Below are 23900 nucleotides of genomic sequence, written 5' to 3'. Positions count from 1 at the left end.
TCACCGGTCGGTCCGGGTACGCGGGAGCGCCCGCCCCCTCGGAAGGGTGACGGGCGCTCCAGGCGTGCGTTCGTACCGGCGTACCGGCTAGCTGTGGGTTCGCAGTAGCTGGCGCATCGTCCGCATCGCCACGGACAGATTCGCCAGGTCGAAGGTGTCGGAGCCCTGGATCTCCTCCAGGGTCGCCCGCGCGCGGCCCAGGATCGAGGCGTTCTTCTCCTCCCAGGTCTTGAAGCGCTCCTCGGGCGAGGAGGCTCCGTCGCCGACGGAGAGGACGTCCGCGGTGAGCATCGCGTGCGCCGCGTACAGATCCTCACGGATGGAGGCGCGGGCCATCGACTGCCAGCGGTCGGCCCTCGGCAGCTCGATGATGCGGTCCATGAGCTGGGTGATCCGCAGCCGGTCGGCGAGGTCGTAGTAGACCTCGGCGACCGCCATCGGGTCCTTCTTCGTGCGGTCGGCGATGGCGACGATGTCCAGCGTCGGGAAGGCGGAGGAGAAGCCGGCCACCCGGAGCGCCAGCCCCTCCGGGACGCCCGCGCCGGTCAGCTCGTCCAGGATTCCCTGGTACCACTCCAGGTCCGCGCCGCGCAGCATCTTGGGCAGCTCGCCCCAGACCTGCTCCACCCGGGCGGCGAAGAAGTCGACCGTCTCGGCGAGCTGCAAGGGCTGCGGCCGGTTGCCCAGCAGCCAGCGCGTGCCGCGCTCGACGAGCCGGCGCGAGTGCAGCCGGATCCGGGTCTGGACATCGGCCGCGACCTTGTTGTCCAGGGCCTCCACGGCGTCCCACACCGCGCCGAGACCGAAGATCTCGCGGGCGGCGGTCTGCGCGCGCACGACCTCCTCGATCGACGCGCCCGTCTCCTCCCGGAGCCGGTGCAGGAAGGTGGAGCCGCCGGTGTTCACCGTGTCGTTGACCAGCACGGTGGTGATGATCTCGCGGCGCAGCGCATGGCCGTCGACGGCTTCGGCGTACTTCTCGCGCAGCGGCTTGGGGAAGTACGCGTGGAGCAGCCGGCGCAGATACGGGTCGTCCGGCAGGCTGGTGCCGATCAGCTCCTCCGCCACCGTGATCTTGGTGTAGGCGAGGAGGACGGCCAGCTCGGGCTGGCTCATTCCCTTGTTGTTGTTGAGCAGCTCACGGATCTGCCGGTCGTTGGGGAGGAACTCCAGCGACCTGTCCAGCTCGCCGTCCCGGCCGAGCCTGCGCATGAAGCGCTGGTGGGCGTGGAGGAGGGAGGGCGACTGGGCGACCGCGTTGGCGAGGGCGACGTTCTGCGCGTAGTTGTTGCGCAGGACCAGCGCGCCGACCTCGTCGGTCATCCTGGCCAGCAGCTGGTTGCGCTGCTTGACGGTCAGATCGCCGTCCGTGACCAGACCGTTGAGCAGGATCTTGATGTTCACCTCGTGGTCGGAGGTGTCGACACCGGCGCTGTTGTCGATGGCGTCGGTGTTGATCCGGCCGCCGGTGCCCTCGGGGCCGCCGGTGCGGCTGAACTCGATCCGGCCCAGCTGGGTCAGTCCGAGGTTGCCGCCCTCGCCGACGACCTTGACCCGCAGCTCGTCGCCGTTGACCCGGATCGAGTCGTTGGCCTTGTCGCCGACATCGGCGCTGGTCTCGGCGGTCGCCTTGACATAGGTGCCGATGCCGCCGTTCCACAGCAGGTCCACGGGGGCCTGGAGGATCGCCTTCATCAGCTCGGCGGGCGTCAGCTTGGAGACACCGGCCTCGATCCCCAGCGCCTTGCGGATCTGCGCGTTGACGGGGATGGACTTGGCGGTACGGGGGTGGATGCCGCCGCCCGCCGACAGCAGCGACTTGTCGTAATCGGCCCAGCTGGAGCGCGGCAGCTCGAAGAGGCGGCGGCGCTCGGCGTAGGAGGTGGCCGCGTCCGGGCTGGGGTCGATGAAGATGTGGCGGTGGTCGAAGGCGGCGACCAGCCTGATGTGCTCGCTGAGCAGCATGCCGTTGCCGAACACATCGCCGGACATGTCTCCGACGCCGACGACGGTGAAGTCCTCGGTCTGGGTGTCGTGGCCCAGCTCGCGGAAGTGCCGTTTGACGGACTCCCACGCGCCGCGGGCGGTGATGCCCATGCCCTTGTGGTCGTATCCGGCGGAGCCGCCGGAGGCGAAGGCGTCGCCGAGCCAGAAGTCGTAGGCGACCGCGACCTCGTTGGCGATGTCGGAGAAGGACGCGGTGCCCTTGTCGGCGGCGACGACGAGATAGGTGTCGTCGCCGTCGTGGCGCACGACGCCGGAGGGCGGCACGACCTCTCCGGCGATCATGTTGTCGGTGATGTCGAGCAGGGCCGAGATGAAGGTCTTGTAGCTGGCGATGCCCTCGGCGAGCCAGGCGTCCCGGTCCAGGGAGGGGTCCGGGAGCTGCTTGGCGACGAAGCCGCCCTTCGCGCCGACCGGCACGATCACGGTGTTCTTGACCATCTGCGCCTTGACCAGGCCGAGGATCTCCGTACGGAAGTCCTCCCGCCGGTCGGACCAGCGCAGACCGCCGCGCGCGACCTTGCCGAAGCGCAGATGCACACCCTCGACGCGCGGGGAGTAGACCCAGATCTCGTACGCCGGGCGGGGCGCGGGCAGGTCGGGGATGGCCTGCGGGTCGAACTTCATCGACACATAGCTGTGGTGCTGCGCGGAGCCGCTCGCACTTTGGCCCCTCTTGTCGCTTCCATCGCCTGCGCTCTGGAAGAAGTTCGTCCGCAGGGTGGCCTTGATGACGGTGAGGAAGGAGCGCAGGATGCGGTCCTCGTCCAGGCTGGCGACCTGGTCGAGCGCGCCGTCGAGTTCTTCGAGGAGGCCGTCGGTCAGCTCGGTGCCCGCGCGCTGGCGCTCGGGGGACATCCGGGCCTCGAAGAGGGAGATCAGCAGCCGGGTGGTGTGGACATTGGTACGGAGGGTGTCCTCCATGTAGTCCTGGCTGAAGGTGGAGCCGGCCTGGCGCAGGTACTTGGCGTAGGCGCGCAGCACCATGGACTGCCGCCAGGTGAGGCCCGCGCCCAGCACCAGGGAGTTGAAGCCGTCGTTCTCGGCCTCGCCGGTCCAGACTGCGGCGAAGGCGTCCTGGAACCGCTCGCGGGCGTCGTCGCCGAGGTAGTCGCCGTTGCCCGCGGTGGGCGGCATCCGCAGACCGAAGTCGTAGATCCAGGCGATGGACCGGTCCGAGCAGCGCAGCTCGTAGGGGCGCTCGTCGACGACCTCGCAGCCGAGGCGCTGGAGGACCGGCAGTACGGCGGAGAGGGAGACCTGCTCGCCGGTGCGGTAGATCTTGAAGCGGCGCTCGCCGGGGCCCGCGCCGACCGGCTCGTAGAGGGAGAGTGCGAAGTTGCGGCCGGAGCTGGTGAGCGCTTCGAGGTGGACCAGGTCGGCGACGGCCGAGCGGGGCGAGTGGTCGGCCTTGTACCCCTCGGGGAAGGCGCTGCCGTAGAGCCGCAGCAGTTCGGCGGCGTGCTCCTCGCCCAGTTCGGCGGTGAGGGCGTCGGCGAAGCCGTCGGCCCAGGAGCGGGCGGCCTCCACGAGGCGGCCCTCGATCCGCTCGGTGTCGGCGTCGGTGAGGTGCGGCAGCTCGGTGCCCGGGGGGACCCGGACGACGAAGTGGATACGGGAGAGAATCGATTCCGTGTTCCACGCGGTGAAGTCGACGCTGGTGCCGCCCAGCTCCTCCTTGAGGATGTCGATCAGCCGCAGCCGCACCCCGGTGGTGTAGCGGTCGCGCGGCAGATAGACGAGGGCGGAGTAGTAGCGGCCGTACTCGTCCTGGCGCAGATAGAGCCGGAGCCTGCGGCGCTCCTGGAGGTAGAGGACGCTGGTGACGATGGTGCGGAGCTGGTCGACGGGGGTCTGGAACAGCTCGTCGCGCGGGTAGGTCTCCAGGATCTGGAGCAGGTCGCGGCCGTCGTGGCTGTTGGGCGAGAAGCCCGCGCCGTCGAGGACTTCGGCGACCTTGCGCCGTACGACCGGGACCCGGCGGACGGACTCGGTGTACGCGGCGGAGGAGAAGAGGCCGAGGAAGCGGCGCTCGCCGACCACATTGCCGTCGGCGTCGAACTTCTTGACCCCGACGTAGTCGAGATAGCTGGGCCGGTGCACGGTGGCCCGGCTGTTGGCCTTGGTGAGGACGAGCAGCTTGTGCTCGCGGGCCTTGGCGCGGGCGTCGGCGGGCAGCCGGCTGAAGGAGGGGCTGACGGGGTGGTCCTCGTCCTCGCTGTGGTGCGGGTCGGAGCGGAGGATGCCCAGGCCGGTGCCGGGGACGGCGGCCAGCGCGTCGGTCTCGGTGAGCTGATACTCCCGGTAGCCGAGGAAGGTGAAGTGGTCGGCGGCGAGCCAGCGCAGCAGCTCGCGGGCCTCCTCCACGTCCTGGTCGAGGAGATCGTCGGCGACCGGCTCCTTCGGCAGCTCGTCGGCGATGCGCAGCGCGGCCTCGCGCATCTTCTCCCAGTCCTCGACGGCCTCGCGCACGTCGGACAGGACGCGCAGCAGGTCGGAGGTGATCTGCTTGAGATCGGCGCGGTCGGTCTCGCGGTCGATCTCGACATGGATCCAGGACTCGACCAGGGCGTCGTGCGGGAGGGCCTTGGCGCCCTTGGCGCTCCGGCTGTGCCTGTCGGTGTGGAGGACCTCGATGAGCTTGCCGGTCACATCGCGGCGGACGGTGACCTGCGGGTGGATCACGACATGGATGCCGCGGCCCTGCCGGGAGAGCTCATTGGTGACCGAGTCGACGAGGAAGGGCATGTCGTCGGTGACGACCTCGACCACGGAGTGGCTGCACATCCACCCGTTCTCTTCGACGGTCGGGGTGTGGACCCGCACATTGGCCGTGCCCTGGGGGCGATTCTCGGCCAACCGGTAGTGGGAGAACGCCGCCCCGTAGACGTCGACCGGGTCTCGGTCGGCGAGGTCTTCGGGGGCCGTGTGCAGGTAGTAGCGCTGGAGGTAGCCGAGCAGGGTGTCCCGGTCCGGACGCTGCCCACGCTCGGACCCGGCGGGGAGGCGTCCCCCACCAGGACTGTTCTCAGCTACCCGGGCGGCCCGTGCGAGCAGCTCGGCCTTGGCTTCGTCCAGCTTGGTCTGCATGTCCTCTGACTCCTGTCGCGCGCCATTGCGTGACGTAGGGGGAAGGTGCGGCGCGACGCCATGACACGGGGTGTCCGGTCCTGGTCGGCGTCATGCCGCGATGAGAGTTGTCCGGGCCGTGTCCGGGAGAGAGGAACGACGGGGCCGGCGGAGAGGGATCACCGATCGCCCGGGCGCTGTGGCGTTCCGGGCGCAGGCCGGGGGCTTCGCTGCCCCCAGGGCGTATCGCGCTGATCACTGCTCCAGGCTATCCCCCCAGCCCCCTGAACCGTCATGAGCCTTATGTGTACAAAAGCGGGATGGGAAGTTTGACGCTTCGGACAGCGACACAGACCCTCTCGGCGGGCAGTCCCTCGCGGTGCAGGTTGGCGGGGGTGGAGAGGGGTGGTGGCGGTGGTTCCGCGCCGCCGCGGATCTCGTTTCCCCGCGGCCTCGTGTGTCCGGTTTCACATGCCTCATAAGGGGTGCGATGGGCCCTTCGGGATGACTCACGGCACACTGCGGCCATCCGAAGCGGTCCAGTCCGACAAGTGGGAGCACTCATGGCACCGAAGATCTTGATCGTCACCGGCGACGCGGCCGAGTCCCTGGAAGTCCTCTACCCGTACCAGCGGCTGCTGGAGGAGGGGTACGAGGTGCACATCGCGGCTCCCGCGCGTAAGAAACTCCAGTTCGTGGTGCACGATTTCGAGCCGGGTTTTGACACCTACACCGAGAAGCCGGGTTACACCTGGGAGGCGGATCTGGCCTTCTCCGAGGTCGACCCCGGGCAGTACACGGCGCTGGTCGTCCCGGGTGGGCGGGCCCCGGAGTATCTGCGCAACGACCCGGAGCTGCGCAAGATCACCAAGGCGTTCTTCGACGCCGACAAGCCGGTGGCCCAGATCTGCCACGGCCCGCTGCTGACGGCGGCGACGGGCGGCCTGGCGGGCCGCAGGGTCACCGCCTATCCGGCGCTGGAGCTGGACATGCAGGCGGCCGGTGCGAGCTTCCAGGACTCGGAGGCGGTGGTGGACGGCACCCTGGTCTCCTCCCGCGCCTGGCCGGACCACCCGGCGTGGATGCGGGAATTCCTGAAGGTGCTGCGCGCCAAGGGCTGAGCCGGGAGCGGGGCGGGCCGCGGGCAGGGGCGTACGGCGGGTCCCGGCCTTCGCGGGCCGGTCTCCGCCGACCTCCGCTGACCCGGCCCGACCTCCGGCGGCCGGGGCGGCTCGGGCGGCTCGTGGTGGCCGGAGCTCAGGGCGCAGGTCTCAGGGTGGCCGGGGCTCAGGGTGGCGGAGCTCAGGCCACCAGGCGTATCGCTTCCTCCACCGCGTGTTCCAGGGTGTCCACCACGGGCACCCCGGCCGCCTCCAGGCTGGCGCGGCTGTGCGAGCCGCCGGTGAAGAGCACCGCCCGCGCGCCCACGTGGGCCGCCGCCACCGCGTCGTCCACCGCGTCGCCGATGACCACCGTGCGCTCCGGGGAGACGGTCTCCGCCAGCGCCTCCAGATGCCGTCGCATATGCGGTGCCTTGGAGCCTCCGGAGGGCCCGGTCCGGCCCTCGACCCGTATGAAGTGGCTCTCGATGCCATAGCCCCGCACGACCGGGACCAGCTCGTCGTGCCCGTACATGCTCAGCAGTGACTGGCTGTGTCCGGCGAGCCGCCACTCCTTCAGCAGCCGCTCGGCGCCGTCCGTCAGCCCGCAGCCCACCCGTCGCTCGCTGTAGTGGCGGTGGAAGACCACATCGGTGATCTCCCACTCGGCGGCCGTCGGCGGGCGGCCGAGCACGCTCTCGTAGAACCGCGGTATCGGGATGCGGTACAGCTCCCGGTAGCGCTCCAGCGTGATCGGCCCGAGGCCGATCTCCGCGAACGCCGCGTTGGTCGCGGAGACGATGGCCGCCGCGTCGTCGAGCAGCGTGCCGTTCCAGTCCCAGACCAGATGTGTCCCGGGGCTCCCCGGGGCCCCGCTGTGATTCCCCATGCACAAAACCGTACCCGCCCGGTCTGACAATGGGCCCGTTCTTTATCGCCCGCCGGGGCGGCGGGCGGCTCGGCTCAGGCCCGGCCGACGAGGTTCGGGATCTCCTGGACGCCGTACCAGAGCAGCTCGTGGTCCTCAGCGCCGTCCACGGTGGACCGGGCGTCGTCGTCGCCCCGGTCTGCGGCCTCCAGCGCCCGGGCCGCGGCGGTCACCTCGCCGACCGCGCCGTCCGCGTCCACATGGACCGCGGCGGCCTTGGCCAGCGGCACGGCGGCGGCGATCCGCACCTCGCCGGGCTCCGGGTCCCGGTCGGGGGCGGCGCTCACGTCCTGGTCCCGTACGTCCACGGCCACGACGACCCGCCGCGCGGCCCCGCCGGGCACGCCCGCGATCAGGCGCAGCGAGGCGGCGGCGGCCCGGCCGAGCGCCGCGTACTCCAGCTCCTCGATGTCGTCGGAGGCGTACCACTCGCGCAGCCCGGGGGTGACGCCGTACGCGGTCACCGGGCCGGGGCCCAGTTCGCCCTTCATGTGCGCCTCTGCGAGACCGGAGAGGGTCAGGGGGACGTACACACGCATGGCTGGCCGCTTTCGTAGTCGGAAGACGCCCTCAGGATACGTGCGGGGTAACTCTTTCGGGCTGCCGCCATCGCCCCTCGCACAGCCGTCCCGGCCGCCGTCGGGCGCTCTCGCTCCCCGCCCCGACCAGGGACGGAGCGATGGTTGCGCACTCGGACGGGTGAATTTCCGGCGGGCCTGCCCGGGGCCGCGCGCCCATTGCGGCGGCGCGGTTGACCCCGTAGAAGGTCACCCAACAAGTTACCGACCGGTATTCATCCGGGTCGGGTCCGGTGCACAGGGGGGACACGCATGAACAGGACAAGGCCCGCGGGCCGGCACGACCAGCGGCGGCCCGGGGTCACGGCCTCGGCGATGGCCCGGGCCCGGCGGCAGCGCCCGCACTACTGGTTCGCCGACCGGCTCCTCGCCGTGCTCAGCGGCCAGCGCCCGGTGCACTGGATGCTCGGCCACACCATCGGCGACGCGTACGAGCAGCTGGTGCGCCTCGCCCCGGGAGCGCCCCTGCTCCCGGCGGACCGGGCGACCCCGGTCGTCCGGCACTGCGGCGAGTACCACCCCGGGCCGGGTGTCATCGAGGCGTTCGCCCGTATCGGCTCGGGAGACCGCGTCAGCGCGATGGCCTTCCGCCTCGAACAGGGCCGGGACCAGCGCTGGCGCTGCTCCGCCGTGGAGCTGGGCGGCGAACGCGTCACCGCCGCCCGCTGAGGGGCCGCCCGCGGCCCCACGGCCCTGGGAGGACAAGACAGCGGGCCGGACGCCATGATCGGCGTCCGGCCCGCTGCCGGGTGCTCAGCACCCCGTCCCTCCCGCCGGGCGGGAGAGCGCTACTTCTTGCGGCGGCGACCCGTGGTCTTCTGCGCCTTGCGGCGCTCGGCGCGGGTCAGACCGTCGGCCTCCGAGCGGGCGGGCTGACCGTCGGCGTCGAAGTCGCCCTCGATCACACCGCCCTCGCCGTCCACGGTGGGAGCGGAGAAGTGCAGCCGGTCCGGACGCTGGGGAGCCTCCAGGCCCTTGGCCCGGATCTCCGGACGCGCCGCGGGCACCGCGTCCTTCTTGTCCAGCGAGGTGCGCTGCGCGGAATCCGCCACCGGAACCTCCTCGACCTGCTGCTCGACCTGGACCTCCAGGTTGAACAGATAGCCGACGGACTCCTCCTTGATGCCGTCCATCATGGCGGTGAACATGTCGAAGCCCTCGCGCTGGTACTCCACCAGCGGGTCCTTCTGCGCCATGGCGCGCAGGCCGATGCCCTCCTGGAGATAGTCCATCTCGTAGAGGTGCTCACGCCACTTGCGGTCGAGGACGGAGAGCACCACACGCCGCTCCAGCTCGCGCATGATGTCCGAGCCGAGCTGCTTCTCGCGCTCCTCGTACTGCTCGTGGATGTCGTCCTTGATGGACTGGGCGATGAACTCGGCCGTGATGCCGGCCCGGTCGCCCGCCGCCTCCTCAAGGTCCTCGATGTCGGCCTTCACCGGGTAGAGCTGCTTGAACGCGCCCCACAGGCGGTCCATGTCCCATTCCTCGGCGAAGCCCTCGACCGTCTCCGCCTGGATGTAGGCGTCGATGGTGTCGTCCATGAAGTGGCTGATCTGCTCCTGGAGGTCCTCGCCCTCCAGAACCCGGCGGCGCTCGCCGTAGATGACCTTGCGCTGCCGGTTGAGGACGTCGTCGTACTTCAGGACGTTCTTACGCGTCTCGAAGTTCTGCTGCTCGACCTGGGACTGGGCGGACGCGATCGCGCGCGTCACCATCTTGTTCTCGATCGGGACGTCGTCGGGGACGTTCGCCATGGCCATCACGCGCTCGACCATCTGGGCCTTGAAGAGGCGCATCAGATCGTCGCCGAGCGAGAGATAGAACCGGGACTCGCCCGGGTCGCCCTGACGGCCGGAACGGCCGCGCAGCTGGTTGTCGATACGGCGCGACTCGTGCCGCTCGGTGCCCAGCACATAGAGCCCGCCGAGGTCCTTGACCTCTTCGAACTCCGCCTTGACGGCACCCTCGGCCCGCTCCAGCGCGGCGGGCAGGGCGGCGGCCCACTCCTCGACGTTCTCCACCGGGTCCAGGCCGCGCTGGCGCAGCTCCGCCTCGGCGAGGTCGTCCGGGTTTCCGCCGAGCTTGATGTCGGTGCCTCGGCCGGCCATGTTGGTGGCGACCGTGACCGCGCCCTTGCGGCCGGCCTGGGCGACGATGATCGCCTCACGGTCGTGCTGCTTGGCGTTGAGCACCTCGTGCTGGACGCCGCGCTTGTTGAGCTGCTGCGAGAGGTACTCGGACTTCTCGACGGAGGTCGTGCCGACGAGGATCGGCTGACCCTTCTCGTGCTTCTCCGCGATGTCGTCCACGACGGCCGCGAACTTCGCGACCTCGGTCCGGTAGATCAGGTCCGACTGGTCCTTGCGGACCATCGGCCGGTTGGTCGGGATGGGGACGACGCCGAGCTTGTAGATCTGGTGGAACTCGGCGGCCTCGGTCATCGCCGTACCGGTCATCCCGGACAGCTTGTTGTAGAGGAGGAAGAAGTTCTGGAGGGTGATCGTGGCGAGGGTCTGGTTCTCGTCCTTGATGTCCACCCCTTCCTTCGCCTCGATCGCCTGGTGCATGCCCTCGTTGTAGCGGCGGCCGGCGAGGATACGGCCGGTGTGCTCGTCGACGATCATGACTTCGCCGTCGATGACGACGTAGTCCTTGTCGTTCTTGAAGAGTTCCTTCGCCTTGATGGCGTTGTTGAGGTAACCCACGAGCGGGGTGTTCACCGACTCGTACAGGTTGTCGATGCCGAGCCAGTCCTCGACCTTCGCGACGCCGGACTCATGGATGCCCACGGTCCGCTTCTTCTCGTCGACCTCGTAGTCGCCGGTCTCCTCGATGCCCTTGAGGTGATTCCCGGCCTCGCCCTTGGTCAGCCGCTTCACCAGCTTGGCGAAGTCGCCGTACCACTTGGTCGCCTGGTCGGCCGGACCGGAGATGATCAGCGGCGTACGGGCCTCGTCGACGAGGATCGAGTCGACCTCGTCGACCACGGCGAAGTTGTGGCCGCGCTGGACGAGCTCGTCCTGGGACCACGCCATGTTGTCGCGCAGATAGTCGAAGCCGAACTCGTTGTTCGTGCCGTACGTGATGTCACAGGCGTACTGCTCGCGGCGCTGCGCGGGCGTCATGTTCGCCAGGATGCAGCCGACGGACAGACCCAGGAACTTGTGGACCCGGCCCATCATCTCGGAGTCGCGCTCGGCCAGATAGTCATTGACCGTGATCAGATGGACGCCCTTGCCGGAGAGCGCGTTGAGATACGTCGGAAGCGTGCCGACGAGGGTCTTGCCCTCACCGGTCTTCATCTCGGCGACATAGCCGAGGTGCAGCGCCGCGCCGCCCATCAGCTGTACGTCGTAGTGACGCTGGCCGAGGGCGCGCTTGGCGCCTTCGCGGACGGTGGCGAACGCCTCCGGAAGAAGATCGTCAAGGCTTTCGCCGGCGGCGAAACGCTCCTTGTACTCTTCCGTGAGCGCCCGCAACTCGGCGTCGGAGAGGCTGATGAAATCCTCTTCGATGGAGTTGACCTGGTCCGCGATGCGGTGCAGTTTGCGCAGGATCTTGCCTTCGCCTGCACGCATGAGCTTGTTGAAGACGGACACTGAGGCTGGTCTCCTTGCCGAATCGGGCCTGGCTGAGTCGTGGTGGACACTGGCGCGGGCACGGCAGGCGGGCCCCACCGCAACGGCCATCGTAAGCGAGGACCCCGCCGGGTCGGGAGGTCCGTGGTCGGCCGGGCCTTCTGTCACCCGTTCTGAGAACGCCCGGGACGGGCGGAAGGTGCCGCCCCGGCGGGAAAAGTGCTCGCGCGGGCCCCGGGGCCCCAGCAGACTCCGTTCATGGAACCCGTCACGCTCACCACCGAGCGCCTCCGCCTGCGCACCTTCACCGCCGACGACACCGAAGCGGTCCTCCAGGCGTGTCAGGACCCGGCCATCCAGCGCTGGACCACCGTTCCTTCCCCGTACGAGCGACAGCACGCCGCCGAGTACACCGAGCGGATGGTCCCGGACGGCTGGGAGACCTCGACGATGTGCACCTTCGCGGCCGTGGACCGCGCCGACGGCGAGCTGCTGGCCTCGGTCGCGGTCACCCTGCGCACCCACTCCGGCACCTGGGAGATCGGCTACTGGACGGCCCCCGGACACCGGGGCCGCGGGATCATGACGGAGGCCGTGGGAGCGGTCGCGCACTGGACCCTCACCCGGCTCGGCGCGACCCGGCTGGAATGGCGGGCCGAGGTCGGGAACACCGGCTCGCGCGCCGTGGCGGAGAAGGCGGGATTCACCGTCGAGGGGACACTGCGCGCGGGCCTGCTCAACAAGGACACCCTCCGCGACACCTGGGTCGGCTCGCTGCTCCCCTCCGATCTGGGACTGCCCTCCCCGTACGCGTATCTCCCGGCCCGCGACGGGGCCGGCCTCCCGGACGGCCCGGCCCGCCGGTGAGCGCGGGCGGCCCGGAACCGGAGGGAAGGGCGGCGCACTGTCAGTGCCGCCGTCTATCGTGCGGATCATGACGACGCTGCCTCCTCCCGCCGCCGAACTCTCCGCCGACGAGGCCCGCCGGGTGGCACTGCGCGCCCAGGGATTCCTGGGCGCGCCCGACCGGCGGGGCGGGGTCCGCGGTGTGCTGCGGCATCTGGGAGCGGTGCAGCTGGACACCATCTCGGTGCTGGCCCGTTCGCACGAGCTGATCCCGTACGCCCGCCTCGGCGCGGTCGGCCGCGGAGCCGTCGAGGACGCCTACTGGACCGAGGGCCACGCCTTTGAGTACTGGTCGCACGCCGCGTGCGTCCTGCCGGTCGAGGAGTGGCCGCACTTCGCCTTCCGCCGCCGCGCCTACCGCGACCGCCCTCAGTGGCACCACGACCTCCCGGACGACGCGTACGAGACGGTCATCAAGCAGCTGCGCGCCGAGGGCCCGCTGACGGCGACCGAGCTGGGCGGCGCGAAGAACGGCGGCGAGTGGTGGGACTGGTCCGCCTCAAAGATCGCCGTCGAGCGGGCGCTGATGGTGGGCGAGGTGGTGTGCACGGAGCGGCGCGGCTGGAAGCGCGTCTACGACCTGGCCGAGCGGGCGATCCCGGCCGCGCTGCGCGAGGAGGAGCCGACCGACGCGGAGTGTCTGCGCCGGCTGGTCCGGCAGGCCGGCCAGTCGCTGGGGGTGGGCACCCGGGCCGACATCGCCGACTATCACCGGCTCAAGGGCGAGCAGTTCGACGCGGTGGTCGCCGACTCGGGTCTGGTGCCGGTGGCGGTCGAGGGCTGGGCCAAACCGGCCTGGGCGGACCCGGCGGCGCTGGCGACCGCCCCGAAGGGCCGCCACCGCACGACGCTGCTCTCCCCCTTCGACTCGCTGATCTGGGAGCGGGCGCGCACCGAGCGGATCTTCGGCTTCACCCACCGGCTGGAGGCGTATGTCCCCAAGCCCAAGCGGGTGCACGGGTACTTCGCCATGCCGCTGCTGTCGGGCGGCCGGCTGCTGGGCCGGGTCGACCCGGCGCGCGAGGGGAGGACGCTGGTGGCCAGGCAGGTGTCGCTGGACACCGCGAAGGCGGTGGAGCCGATGGCCAGGGCGCTGCGGGAGGCCGCCGAGTGGGTGGGCTGCGACCTGGTCCGGGTGGAGCGCGTCGACCGGCCCGAGCTGGCCGGGCCCCTGGTCGCGGCTCTCGGCTGAGCGCGCGCCGGGCGGGCGGCCCCCGCCCGGCCGCCCGGCGGGCCGTGCGGGGCGGCGGAGCCGCTACCGGATCTCCAGGATCTTCTCCCGCATCGCGTAGACCACGGCCTCCATCCTGGAGTGGAGCTGAAGCTTCTCCAGGATGTTGCGGACGTGGTTCTTCACCGTGTTCTCGGAGATGAACAGCTCTTTGGCGATGTCCCGGTTGTTCATTCCGGTGGCCACCAGTTTGAGCACCTCCAGCTCCCGGTCGGTGAGCCTGGGCGCGGGCACGAGTCTGCGCTCGTCGGTGCGCTGGATCATCGACTTGAATTCGGTGAGGAGCTTGGAGGCCATGGAGGGGCTGATCTGGGACTGCCCGTCGGCGACCGCGCGAATCGCCGTGGCCACCTCGTCGGTGGAGATCTCCTTGAGGAGATAACCGGTGGCGCCCGCCTTGATCGCGTCGTAGAGGTCCGCCTCCTCGTCGCTGATCGTCAGCATGATGATCTTCGCGCTGGGGGCCACCTCCTTGATGGAGGTGCAGGCCTCGATACCGCCGCGCCGAGGCATCCGCACATCCATCAGCACGATGTCCGGGAGCAGGTCGGCGGCCTTGTCCACCGCCTCCGCCCCGTCGCCCGCCTCGCCGACGACCTGGATGTCCTCCTCCTGGGCCAGCACGATCTCCAGCCCGCGCCGGAAGAGCGCGTGGTCGTCCACCACCAGGACCCGGATGGGCTCGGCACGGGAGCCGCCCGTGGTCGCCGTGCCGGCGCCGGCGACCGGGTGTGCGGCGTCGGCCGTGTGGTGGTGCACCGGCCCGAAGCTGTCAGCCATCGTTCCTCCCCCTGAAGGCAGTGACCTGAAAAGGCATATCAGGTTGCCAACGCCTGCGCGTGGAGCACGGGTTGGCCTTGAGCTTCCATGCTTTCATGCCCGGAGGGCGCGTCGGTGCCTCCGCGGGTCGCACGGTGGTGCCCCCGAGGGCGCACAGGGCGCGTCGGGGGCACCGTCTCAACTCCGCTTCCGCCTGCGGGGGGGGGGGAGGTCGGCGGGATCAGCCGCCGAGTGCTCCTCCGGCACCGGCCGCCTCGGAGCCGGCCAGGGGGTCGGTCTCCAAATGGATGACGCCGTAGTCGTAGGCGTGTCGCCGGTAGACGACACTGGGCCGCTTCGTCTCGGAATCGACGAAGAGGTAGAAGTCGTGCCCGACCAGCTCCATTTCATAGAGCGCCTGGTCGAGCGTCATAGCGGCGGCGGCATGGACTTTCTCCCGGACCACCAGCGGACCTTCGCCCTGTACTTCGAGCGGTCCGATCCTGGTGGTCGGAATGGTCTCGGCCCGTTCTTCCGAAGCGGTACGGCCGTTGGCGTCCAACTCCGCGATTCCGGGCACCACATCGGGCACCTCGGCCGCCGAGAGACGGCCATTGCCACGGCGGGTGTAGCGCTTGTCGTGCTGCTTGCGCAGCCTTGCCTCCAGTTTGCCGGTGGCGAGGTCAAGCGCTGCGTACGGGTCGCCGGCCGCGGCCTCCGCCCGGATCACCGGGCCCCTGGAGTGGAGTGTGATCTCCACGCGGTCGGAACGGTCGGCCTGCCGCGGGTTGTGTTCTTTGGACACTTCAACGTCCAGGCTGATCACCTTGGCGTCGAGCTTCTGGATCTTGTCCAGCTTCAGCTTCTCGGCCACGTGCTTGCGGAACCGCTCGGGCACCTCGGTCTTGCGGCCCTTGACGACGATGTCCACGCAGAACTCCGTTCCCGGATTGCTCCGCCCGCCCTCAGGCTGCGGAGCGTCTCCCTCTTGCACCAGACCCCGGTGAATGTGCCGAGGTCTCGGACTAGGCGACTTTCACCTCCTCCTCCCCAGCCGACAAGATCCCCACCCCACCAACTTTCGAGGTTTAAAGCCTCAAAATCCCTGGCCGTGAGCACGGCAGTGCATTCGGTGAGGTACAGCATCCTTTTCGTGGATCCTCACAACCGAACATAGCTCGATCGGGCGGATATCGGCACCCGCTACCAGCATCTACCTCCGTTCAGAGCATTTCCTGCTCTTACTTGCTGCAACGTTGCACCTTCCCCGTCGGTTCCGATTTATTTCACGCGGTTCGGATTTATCTCACGGAGCGAGGAGGGTGCGGCGACGACCGCGGCGGTCATCCGCGCGAGCCCGGGGACTCTCCCTCCACCGGCCGCCCGCAGCGCCCTGGCGGCCTCGGCCAGTGAGGCGCCGGTCGTCATCAGATCGTCCACCAGGACCGCCCTGCCGCCTGCCAGCAGCCGCCCGGCGCCCGCCACGGCCTCCAGGGCCCCGGCGAGGTTCTCCACCCGCTCCCGGGCCGTCAGGCCCGCCTGGTCGACGACTTCCCGGCGCTGCCTCAGCACCGGGAGCACCCAGGCCGGTGTCCCCGCGCGCCGCAGCTCCCGCGCCGCGGCGCGGGCGATCCTGCGCGCCGCGTCGTGCCCCCGCGCCCGGACCGCCCGCCGGGCCGACGGCACGGGCACCAGCAGCAAGGGCCGGGAGAGCCGCGTACCGACCGAGCCGGCCCGCACGGCTCCGGCGAGCGCCGTCCCCAGGGGCCGGGCCAGCCCCAGCGCACCCCTCTCCTTGTGTGCCAGGAGGACCGCCCGCACCGCATCCTCGTACAGCGCCGCCGCGTGAACCCCCGGCAGCCCCGGGGGCTCGGGATCGGGTGTCACCCGGCGCGCGGCGAAGCCGTGCAACTCGGTCGCGCACTCCGCGCACAGCGGTGTCGGGGGAACACCGCAGCCCGCGCACACGACCGGCAGCACCAGGCCCGAGATCTCCCGCCACCACGCCCGCATGACCACCACTGTGCCAAGGGCCCGCGACCCCCGCCACCGCTGTGGAAAACCCCGGGCTCCCGCCATCAGCGGGACCCGGGGTTTTCCACAGGGGTGGCGTCGCGAGCGACCGGTCAGCCAGGGTAGACGGGCGAGGATCCCTTGGTGACCACCGTCTGCCAGTTCGCCCCGGCGGGCAGCCGCACGATGCCGTCACCGCCGGAGTGGGCCACCAGCGGAAGGCTCTCGTCGTCGGACGCGGCGACCGCCTTGACACTGTTGAGCCCCTGGAGCACGGCGGCGGGCGAGCTGGAGCCGTCGGTCTGGATATAGCGCACCTGCTGCACACCGCCCGACTCCTTGCCGACCACCACGAGCCGGCTGGGACCCGCCCACGACACCGCGGTCACCGTCTCCATCTGGGGAGCGGCCGGCCGCAGCTCCGCGATGGTCACCACCGGGTCGTCCTTGGGCCCCTCGCGCTCCACCCGTCCGATCTTGAGCGTGGTCCTGCCCTTCTCGGTCAGGAGCAGCGCGATCCGGGTGCCGTCGGCCGACACCCTCAGCGACTCGATCCGCGCACCGCCGAGCCCCTGGGCGAAGCCGACCTCCGTGGCCGGGCCCGCGCCGTCCTCGAAGCGCATGAGCGCCGTACGCGCCGGGTCCCGGTCGGCGATCCACAGATCGCCGCGCCCGTCCCAGCTGGGCGCGGAGAGACGGTCCTGCGGAGCCACGCCCCGGCTCCGCAGCACCATGGCGGGCACCGCGCCCTCGGAGCTGATCGAGGAGACATGCAGCTGCCGGTGGTCCTCGGAGACCGCGGCGGCGGTGCTCTCGTCCCGGGCCACCGCGACCTGGCTCATCCGGTGCCGGCCGTCGCCGAAGGGCCCGAGCACATGCTGCGGCTTGTCCTCGGCGTCGTCCGGCAACACCGCCAGCTGGCCCTTCTCGTCCACGAAGTACTGATTGCCCGCCCTGGCCGAGGAATGGTCCGGCGCGTACCCCTCCTCCTGGCCGCTGGGCAGCGCGCACAGCGAGGTGCCGTTCGAACGCTCCAACTCCACCTCGTCGACCCGGGCCGACGACAGATCCTTCAGGGTGAAGAGGATCTGCGCCGCCATCCTGTTGCACTGGGTCCGCTCCATGCCCGACGCCTTCTCGTTGAGCGGCACCTTCAGGGTGTTGCGGTCGTCGAACGTCAGCGAGGTGACGCCCTTCTTCAGCGCCGTACCCGGCGGGAAGGGCGATTCGACCACCGGTTCCAGCCAGCTAGTCGGCCCGTCCAGCAGCGCCTTGACCGACTGGGTCACCGGGTCCATCCGGGTGACCGGATCCGTACGCTGCCGTATGAAGATCGGATCGGCCACGACCGTGGGACGCCCGTCGGCGAAGTAGTACTTATTGACCGCCCGGTAGTTGCGCTGGAAGTCGGAGGCGCCGAGCACCAGGCCGGGCGGCAGATTGTCGATACGCCACTCCTTGCCCTCGGCACCGCCCAGCTGGGACAGATGAATGGTCTTGCGGTACTCGGTGGGCGAGATCGCCTGATACGCGTGCTCGGCGTCGACGGCAGCGATCTGCTGGCCGAGCAGCGGATAGTCCACGCCCGGATTGTCCCGCCCGCCCGGCGTCTGCACCCCGGGATCCGGAGCGGCGGCCAGCACCGTCGTACCGGCCTCCGGCCGCCACTTCTTCGACATCTCCGGCGTCAGATAGGTACGCGCCGTCGCGAAATTGGCGTCATCACTGGTCATCGCCTCAAGGAAACCGGTGACCACCTCGTCGGGCGTCGCCCCCTTCCGCGGAGGCACCGCCTCCACCCGCACCTGCGAGTCCGCGCGGGGAGACGCCTTGACCGCACGCACATCACCACTGGTGGGCATCGAGGCGCAGCCCGCCAGCAACAACCCGCTGCCGCCGAGCAGCGCGCCGAGACGCAGCCCGCCCCGGCGGCCCTGACGACTACGACGGAGATCAGCGCCCACGAGTCCTGTCCTCCCGGTCCGGCGATGTCTGTACGACGGGCCCGTCCGGCCGCTCGGCCCCCCGCGCCACCACCCGGGCACCACTGCCCGGCAGCGCCGCCGGGTCCACACCCGACGGACACGCGGCCGGCGGCGCGGGCAGCGTCGACCTGGCCGACGCCTGCTGAGCGGGTACGGAGGTCAGCAGATGCCCGCTGCTCTTCGGCTCACCGACCGCGGCGCGCTCCCGGTTCTGCCGCGAATCCTCGGGCTCCAGCGGTATCGGCGAGCCCCGCAGCGGCTCGTCCGCCGTACGCGGCAGCGTCAGCCGGAACTGCGAGCCGCCACCGGGCTCACCCCACGCCTGGAGCCAGCCACCGTGCAGCCTGGCGTCCTCGACGGCGATCGAGAGCCCGAGCCCGGTGCCACCGGTGGTACGCGCCCGAGCCGGGTCGGCCCGCCAGAAGCGATTGAACACACGCGTCGCCTCGCCCGGCTTCAGACCCACCCCGTAGTCCCGCACAGCCACCGCGACAGCACCGCCCGCGACCGCCATCCGTACCACCACATCCCGTCCCTCACCGTGCTCGACGGCGTTGACGACCAGATTCCGCAGAACACGCTCGACCCGGCGGGCATCGGCCTCCGCGACCACGGGCTGCTCGTCACCGACGACCCGCACCCGGCTGCCCTTGCGCTCGGCCAGCGGCTCCGCGCCGCCGATCACCCGGCGTACGACCTCGCGCAGATCTATCGGCTCGGCCTCCAGCGCGGCGGCTCCCGCGTCGAAGCGGCTGATCTCCAGCAGATCGGAGAGCAGCGACTCAAAACGGTCGAGCTGATCCCCGAGCAGCTCGGCGGAGCGCGCGGTGATCGGATCGAAGTCCTTACGGGCCTCATGAATGACATCGGCGGCCATCCGGACCGTCGTCAGCGGGGTGCGCAGCTCGTGCGAGACGTCCGAGACGAAACGCCGCTGCATCCGCGACAACTCCTCCAGCTGCTGAATCTTCAGCTGAAGGCTCTGGGCCATCTTGTTGAAGGCCTCACCCAGGCGGGCGATGTCGTCCTCGCCGGTGACCTTCATCCGCTCCTGGAGACGCCCCGCCGAGAGCCGCTCCGCGATCCCGGCCGCCATCCGCACCGGCGTCACGATCTGCCGCACCACCAGCCAGGCGATCGCGCCCAGCAGCACGACCACGAACAGCCCCGCCGTGGCCAGCGTTGTCCTGACCAGGTTGAGCGACTCCTCCTCCTGCGCCAGCGGGAAGAGGTAGTACAGCTCGTACGGCTCACCGTCGGCGTCATTGAGCCTGGTGCCGACCACCAGGCCCGGCTCCGGCTCGTGCTCGTCGTTCTTGTACATGATCTGGATGTACGTCTCGTACGTCCCGGTCCCCTGGCCCACGGACGTCCGCAGCGCCTCGGGAATGGACGCGATGTCGACACCGCCGGAGGTCCGCGGACCCCGGTTGGCGCCCGCGCCCGAGCCCTCGGACTCGGCGCTCAGCGCCACCACATTGAACGCGCCCTGCCCACCGCTGGCGAGCTGTTCCACCAGATCGGAGCGCCAGGAACTGGACGCGGTCCGTCCGTCCTCCGTGCCCCGGCCGTCCTGCCCACCAGGGTCGACCGGCTCATTGGCCCGCTCCCGGGCCACCGAGAACCCGCCGGCCGCCTGACTCTGCGCGGCCTTCGCCTTCGCCTCAAGCAGACCGTTGCGCACCTGCCCGATGACGACGAAACCGAGCAGCACCACCACGCCGAGCGACATCAGCAGCGTGGTCACCACAATTCTGAGCTGGATGTTCCGCCGCCACAGCCGGATCGCCGGCAACAGCGGACGCCGGAACCAGCGCATGGCGAACCTGACCATCAGACGTCCGGGCTCGCCGGACCCGCCCGGCCGTCCGCCACCCGGCGGACGACCGAAACGCGACGGCCCACGACCCGGACCGGCAGCCCGCTCCCCACGGACTCCCGGGTCCCCGGGCTCCGGAGCAACGCTGCCTTGGCGCATATCAGCTCGGCCCGGCCTTGTAACCGACACCACGGACGGTCACCACGATCTCCGGACGCTCCGGATCCTTCTCCACCTTGGACCGCAGCCGCTGCACATGAACATTCACCAGCCGGGTGTCGGCGGCATGGCGGTACCCCCAGACCTGCTCCAGAAGCACCTCTCGGGTGAACACCTGCCACGGCTTGCGCGCCAGGGCCACCAGCAGATCGAACTCCAGCGGGGTCAGCGCGATGGACTGACCCTCGCGCTTGACCGAATGCCCAGCCACGTCAATGACCAGATCCCCGATCGCCAGCTGCTCCGGCGCTGGCTCCTCGGACCTCCTCAATCGCGCCCTGATACGGGCGACCAGTTCCTTCGGTTTGAACGGCTTGACGATGTAGTCGTCGGCGCCGGACTCCAGCCCGACCACCACATCAACGGTGTCGCTCTTGGCCGTGAGCATCACGATCGGCACCCCGGACTCGGCGCGGATCAGCCTGCACACCTCGATGCCGTCCCGTCCGGGCAGCATGAGATCCAGCAGCACCAGATCCGGCTTGGCCTCACGGAAAGCAGCAAGTGCCTTGTCACCGTCCGCTACGAACGACGGCTCGAAACCTTCACCACGCAGCACAATCCCGAGCATCTCGGCCAGTGCGGTGTCGTCGTCGACGACAAGGACTCGTCCCTTCATAATCGACATCATCCCATTAGCTAATCGTGACCTGGCGTGACCTGGCACACAGAGCCGCTATTCCGTCCCCTGTGACCGGGGACAACACCCCCTCCTCGGTCACGATCGCGGTCACCAGTTCCGGTGGTGTGACATCGAAGGCGGGGTTGTACGCCCGAGTCCCCGGCGGCGCGACCACGAGCCCCTCACCCAGGGCCCCGGGCGGCTCCGTCACCTCACGCCCGGGCCGCTGCTCCACCACGATCGACGCCCCGTCCGCCGTACCCGGGTCGATCGTCGTCGTGGGCGCGACCACGACGAACGGCACCCGGTGATACTTGGCCAGCACCGCCAGCGGGTAGCTGCCCACCTTGTTCGCCACAGAACCGTCGGCGGCGATCCGGTCGGCCCCGATCAGCACCGCGTCCACCTCCCCCGCCGTGAAAAGCGAACCCGCCGCGTTGTCGGTGAGCAGGGTGTACGGCAGCCCGTTGCGAGCCGCCTCGTAGGCGGTCAGCCGGGCCCCCTGCAACAGCGGCCTCGTCTCGTCCACCCACAGCCCGCGCAGCCTGCCCGCGCGGTGCGCGGCGAGCGCCACCGCGAACGCCGTCCCCTCGCCGCCCGACACCAGGGCCCCGGTATTGCAGTGAGTGAGGATCCGGTGACCGCCGCCGCCCGGAAGCAGCTCATCGAGCAGAGCGAGCCCGTGCCCGGCCATCGCCGAGCTGGCCTCGGCGTCCCTCCGGTGCAGCTCCCGCGCGGCCGCCAGCGCCGCCCCGGCGGCCCGCTCGGCCCCCTCACCCGCCGACGCCCGCCAGGCATCGGCCGCCAGCCGCACCCCGTACGCCAAATTCACCGCCGTGGGACGCGAACGCTCCAGCAGCGTCGCCGCCTCCTCCGCATCCCGTCCCCTCGCTGCGGCGAGGGCGACCCCATAGGCCCCCGCGATGCCCAGCAACGGCGCACCCCGCACGGCCAGCGTCTGAATCGCCCGCACCAGCGCGGGCACATCCGCACAGACCAGCCGGACCTCCTCGGCGGGCAGCCGCGTCTGGTCGAGCAAGGTCAGCACCGGCCCGCCGGGAGACTCCTCCCAGCGGATCACCGGTGTCCTGAACGGCTCGTCACGTGCCTCGTCGTGCGCGTACTGATCAGCCATCCACTCAGTCTGCCCGCTGAGCCACCCACAATGAAGGCACGAACGAGATACGGGGGCCCGCCCACCGGTGGGCCCCGCGTGGCACGATGGGCTGCCGGCCTGCCGAACTGACACACGGACGGGCCCCGCGCACTCGTCGGTTCGCCGAACCGACTCCCCAACCAATCCATGAGGTGGACGACTGTGAACGACACTCCGGGCTGGGCTTCGCCCGGATCCGCTCACTCCGAAGGCCAGAACGCGGACGTGCCACGGCCCGCCGAGCCCTCCGACGCGACCGGCCCCTCCACGAAGTGGTCCAGCAACCAACCGCCGCCGAGCCAGTGGTCCCCGCCGTCCGACCAGGGCGGCCGGTACGGACCGCCGCCCCCACAGCCCAACCCCGGCTGGGGGGGGGGCGGGCGGCCCGACCACAGCTGGGCACCACCCCCCGGCCCCCAGGCCGGAGGCCGCCCCCGACCGCCCCCCCCCCCCCCCCACCCCTCGGGGCGGGGGCCGGCGGCGCCCGGCCGTACAACAGCTGGCAGCATCCCCCGGCCGCCAAGCCGGGAGTCATCCCGCTGCGCCCGCTCGGCATGGGCGAGATCTTCGAGGGCGCGGTCTCCACACTGCGCCGCCACTGGCGCACCATGCTCACCATCACGGTCACCATCTCCGTGATCGCCCAGCTCGCCAACACTCTGACGAACCTTTATCTGACGCCTGATCCGGTACGGGTCGACGCCAAGCCGGGTTCCGCCGAAGCTCTGCGCCAGAGCGTCGAATACCTCCAGGCCAGCCTTCTGGGGCTGGTGCCGACAATGATCATCACCATGGTCGTGACGCTGTTCACCACGGCGCTGCTGACCATCGTCATGAGCCGCTCGGTGCTGGGCCGTCCGGTCACCCTCGCGGAGGCCTGGCGCGAGGCCCGGCCGAGACTGCCCCAACTGCTGGGGCTCATCGCGCTGATGCCGGCCATCGCCCTGGCCGTCACCGTGGTCGGTCTGCTGCCCGGCATGCTGGTGGGCGGCACGGTCGGCCGGACTCTCATCGCTTTCGGAACGATCGCGGCCATAGCCGTCGTCATCTGGCTGTACATCCGGTTCGTCCTCGCGTCGCCCGCTCTGATGCTGGAGCGTCAGGGCGTCATCGCCTCACTGCGCCGCTCGTCCAAGCTCGTTCAGAACGCCTGGTGGCGGATCTTCGGCATCATCCTGCTGACCCTGGTCATCACGCTCCTTGTCACACTGGTCGTCGCCGTACCGTTCACGGTGATCGGGTTCATCGCGGACGGCAGCGGCATCGGCGACCTCATGGCCGGTCGCAACCCCGATTTCGGCTGGCAGTTCCTGACCATCACGGGTATCGGCGGGGTCATCGCCGCCGCCATCACCTCCCCCGTCTCCGCGGGCGTGACCGTTCTCCTCTACATCGATCAGCGCATCCGGCGCGAGGCACTCGACCTCGAACTCGCCCGCGCCGCCGGCCTCCCCGGCTACGGCACCGAGCCCCCCTCCGGCGCCCCGGCCAACTGACCGGCCTCACCACCAGGGTTACCAAGGCCCGGTCACCGATCCGCGACAGCGGCCCGGTGACCGGGCCTTCGTGTTACCTCCTCAGGCCCCTCCACCTGCCACCCACGTACAGGTGCAGGTGTAGGTCTGTGCACGCGGGAGAGGAGTGCGGTGGCCGCCGCCGCCGTGCAACAGCCGCTGTCCGTCTCTGCCCATCCATACGTATGTACGCGCCTGCATGGGGACCACGACGGGAACCACAACGGGGCTGTGCCCCGGCTTAGGCAGGCCGTATCCGGGGTCCGTATCCAGGTAGTCGGAAGAATGAGTCGGGAAGGAGAAAAGATCCTGAACGCAAAAATGCCTCAGTCCCCGGACACAATGTGTCCGGGGACTGAGGCTAAAAATTGTTCGGCGGCGTCCTACTCTCCCACAGGGTCCCCCCTGCAGTACCA

General features: G+C 70.2%; 16 protein-coding genes. 5 read left to right on the top strand and 11 right to left on the bottom strand.

Annotated features, from left to right (window positions below; genetic code table 11):
* Positions 1–87 precede the first annotated feature (87 nt).
* On the bottom strand, positions 88–5094 hold the full coding sequence (locus tag IE247_RS25795; protein ID WP_190125678.1) for an NAD-glutamate dehydrogenase: 5007 nt from the start codon (positions 5092–5094) through the stop codon (positions 88–90).
* A 542-nt stretch (positions 5095–5636) separates the two neighbouring features.
* Between IE247_RS25795 and IE247_RS25790 the strand changes: the two genes are divergently transcribed.
* Complete coding sequence (locus tag IE247_RS25790; RefSeq protein ID WP_190125677.1) at positions 5637–6194, top strand: DJ-1/PfpI family protein; 558 nt, start codon at positions 5637–5639, stop codon at positions 6192–6194.
* Positions 6195–6375: 181 nt separating this feature from the next.
* Here the strand turns inward: IE247_RS25790 and IE247_RS25785 are convergent, their stop codons facing one another.
* Positions 6376–7062: an HAD family hydrolase gene (locus tag IE247_RS25785; RefSeq protein WP_190125676.1), complete on the bottom strand. Its 687-nt coding sequence runs from the start codon at positions 7060–7062 to the stop codon at positions 6376–6378.
* Between the two features lie 74 nt (positions 7063–7136).
* Entirely contained in the window at positions 7137–7640 is a 504-nt protein-coding gene (locus IE247_RS25780) for a DUF6912 family protein (protein ID WP_190125675.1), read from the bottom strand.
* A 291-nt stretch (positions 7641–7931) separates the two neighbouring features.
* On the opposite strand from IE247_RS25780, the gene IE247_RS25775 reads away from it, so the two are divergent.
* On the top strand, positions 7932–8348 hold the full coding sequence (locus IE247_RS25775; protein WP_190125674.1) for an Rv3235 family protein: 417 nt from the start codon (positions 7932–7934) through the stop codon (positions 8346–8348).
* Positions 8349–8467: 119 nt separating this feature from the next.
* Here IE247_RS25775 and secA read toward each other — a convergent pair whose 3' ends face one another.
* Complete coding sequence (gene secA / locus IE247_RS25770; RefSeq protein ID WP_190125673.1) at positions 8468–11281, bottom strand: preprotein translocase subunit SecA; 2814 nt, start codon at positions 11279–11281, stop codon at positions 8468–8470.
* Between the two features lie 237 nt (positions 11282–11518).
* Here secA and IE247_RS25765 point away from each other — a divergent pair, with 237 nt between their 5' ends.
* A complete protein-coding gene (locus IE247_RS25765; protein WP_190125672.1) occupies positions 11519–12127 on the top strand; it encodes a GNAT family N-acetyltransferase in 609 nt (202 codons plus the stop codon).
* A gap of 67 nt (positions 12128–12194) precedes the next feature.
* The gene (locus tag IE247_RS25760; protein WP_190125671.1) at positions 12195–13358 is read left to right on the top strand and encodes a winged helix-turn-helix domain-containing protein; all 1164 of its coding nucleotides are present in this window, start codon (positions 12195–12197) and stop codon (positions 13356–13358) included.
* A gap of 63 nt (positions 13359–13421) precedes the next feature.
* On the opposite strand, the gene IE247_RS25755 is transcribed toward IE247_RS25760, so the two are convergent.
* From IE247_RS25755 to mtnA, 7 genes are all read right to left on the bottom strand, one after another.
* Positions 13422–14177, bottom strand: a complete 756-nt coding sequence (locus tag IE247_RS25755) for a response regulator (RefSeq protein WP_190125670.1) — start codon at positions 14175–14177, stop codon at positions 13422–13424.
* Between the two features lie 220 nt (positions 14178–14397).
* Positions 14398–15087: a ribosome hibernation-promoting factor, HPF/YfiA family gene (hpf, locus tag IE247_RS25750; protein ID WP_190125669.1), complete on the bottom strand. Its 690-nt coding sequence runs from the start codon at positions 15085–15087 to the stop codon at positions 14398–14400.
* A 350-nt stretch (positions 15088–15437) separates the two neighbouring features.
* A complete protein-coding gene (locus IE247_RS25745; RefSeq protein ID WP_190125668.1) occupies positions 15438–16169 on the bottom strand; it encodes a ComF family protein in 732 nt (243 codons plus the stop codon).
* Positions 16170–16282: 113 nt separating this feature from the next.
* Positions 16283–18133, bottom strand: coding sequence for an LpqB family beta-propeller domain-containing protein (locus IE247_RS25740; RefSeq protein WP_373305606.1), 1851 nt, complete (start codon positions 18131–18133; stop codon positions 16283–16285).
* Complete coding sequence (mtrB, locus tag IE247_RS25735) at positions 18123–20132, bottom strand: MtrAB system histidine kinase MtrB (RefSeq protein WP_190125667.1); 2010 nt, start codon at positions 20130–20132, stop codon at positions 18123–18125. Before mtrB ends, IE247_RS25740 begins: the two co-directional genes overlap by 11 nt.
* Position 20133: 1 nt before the next feature.
* Complete coding sequence (gene mtrA / locus IE247_RS25730) at positions 20134–20823, bottom strand: two-component system response regulator MtrA (RefSeq protein WP_187438793.1); 690 nt, start codon at positions 20821–20823, stop codon at positions 20134–20136.
* 4 nt (positions 20824–20827) lie between these two features.
* Entirely contained in the window at positions 20828–21949 is a 1122-nt protein-coding gene (gene mtnA, locus IE247_RS25725) for an S-methyl-5-thioribose-1-phosphate isomerase (RefSeq protein ID WP_190125666.1), read from the bottom strand.
* A 575-nt stretch (positions 21950–22524) separates the two neighbouring features.
* Here mtnA and IE247_RS25720 point away from each other — a divergent pair.
* Positions 22525–23466 (top strand): DUF7847 domain-containing protein, encoded by a 942-nt coding sequence (locus IE247_RS25720; protein ID WP_190125665.1) that lies wholly within the window; start codon positions 22525–22527, stop codon positions 23464–23466.
* Positions 23467–23900 lie beyond the last annotated feature (434 nt).

Source organism: Streptomyces inusitatus (genome assembly GCF_014651115.1).
GTDB classification, from domain to species: Bacteria; Actinomycetota; Actinomycetes; order Streptomycetales; family Streptomycetaceae; genus Streptomyces; species Streptomyces amakusaensis.
This window is presented reverse-complemented; position numbering and strand designations above follow the sequence as displayed.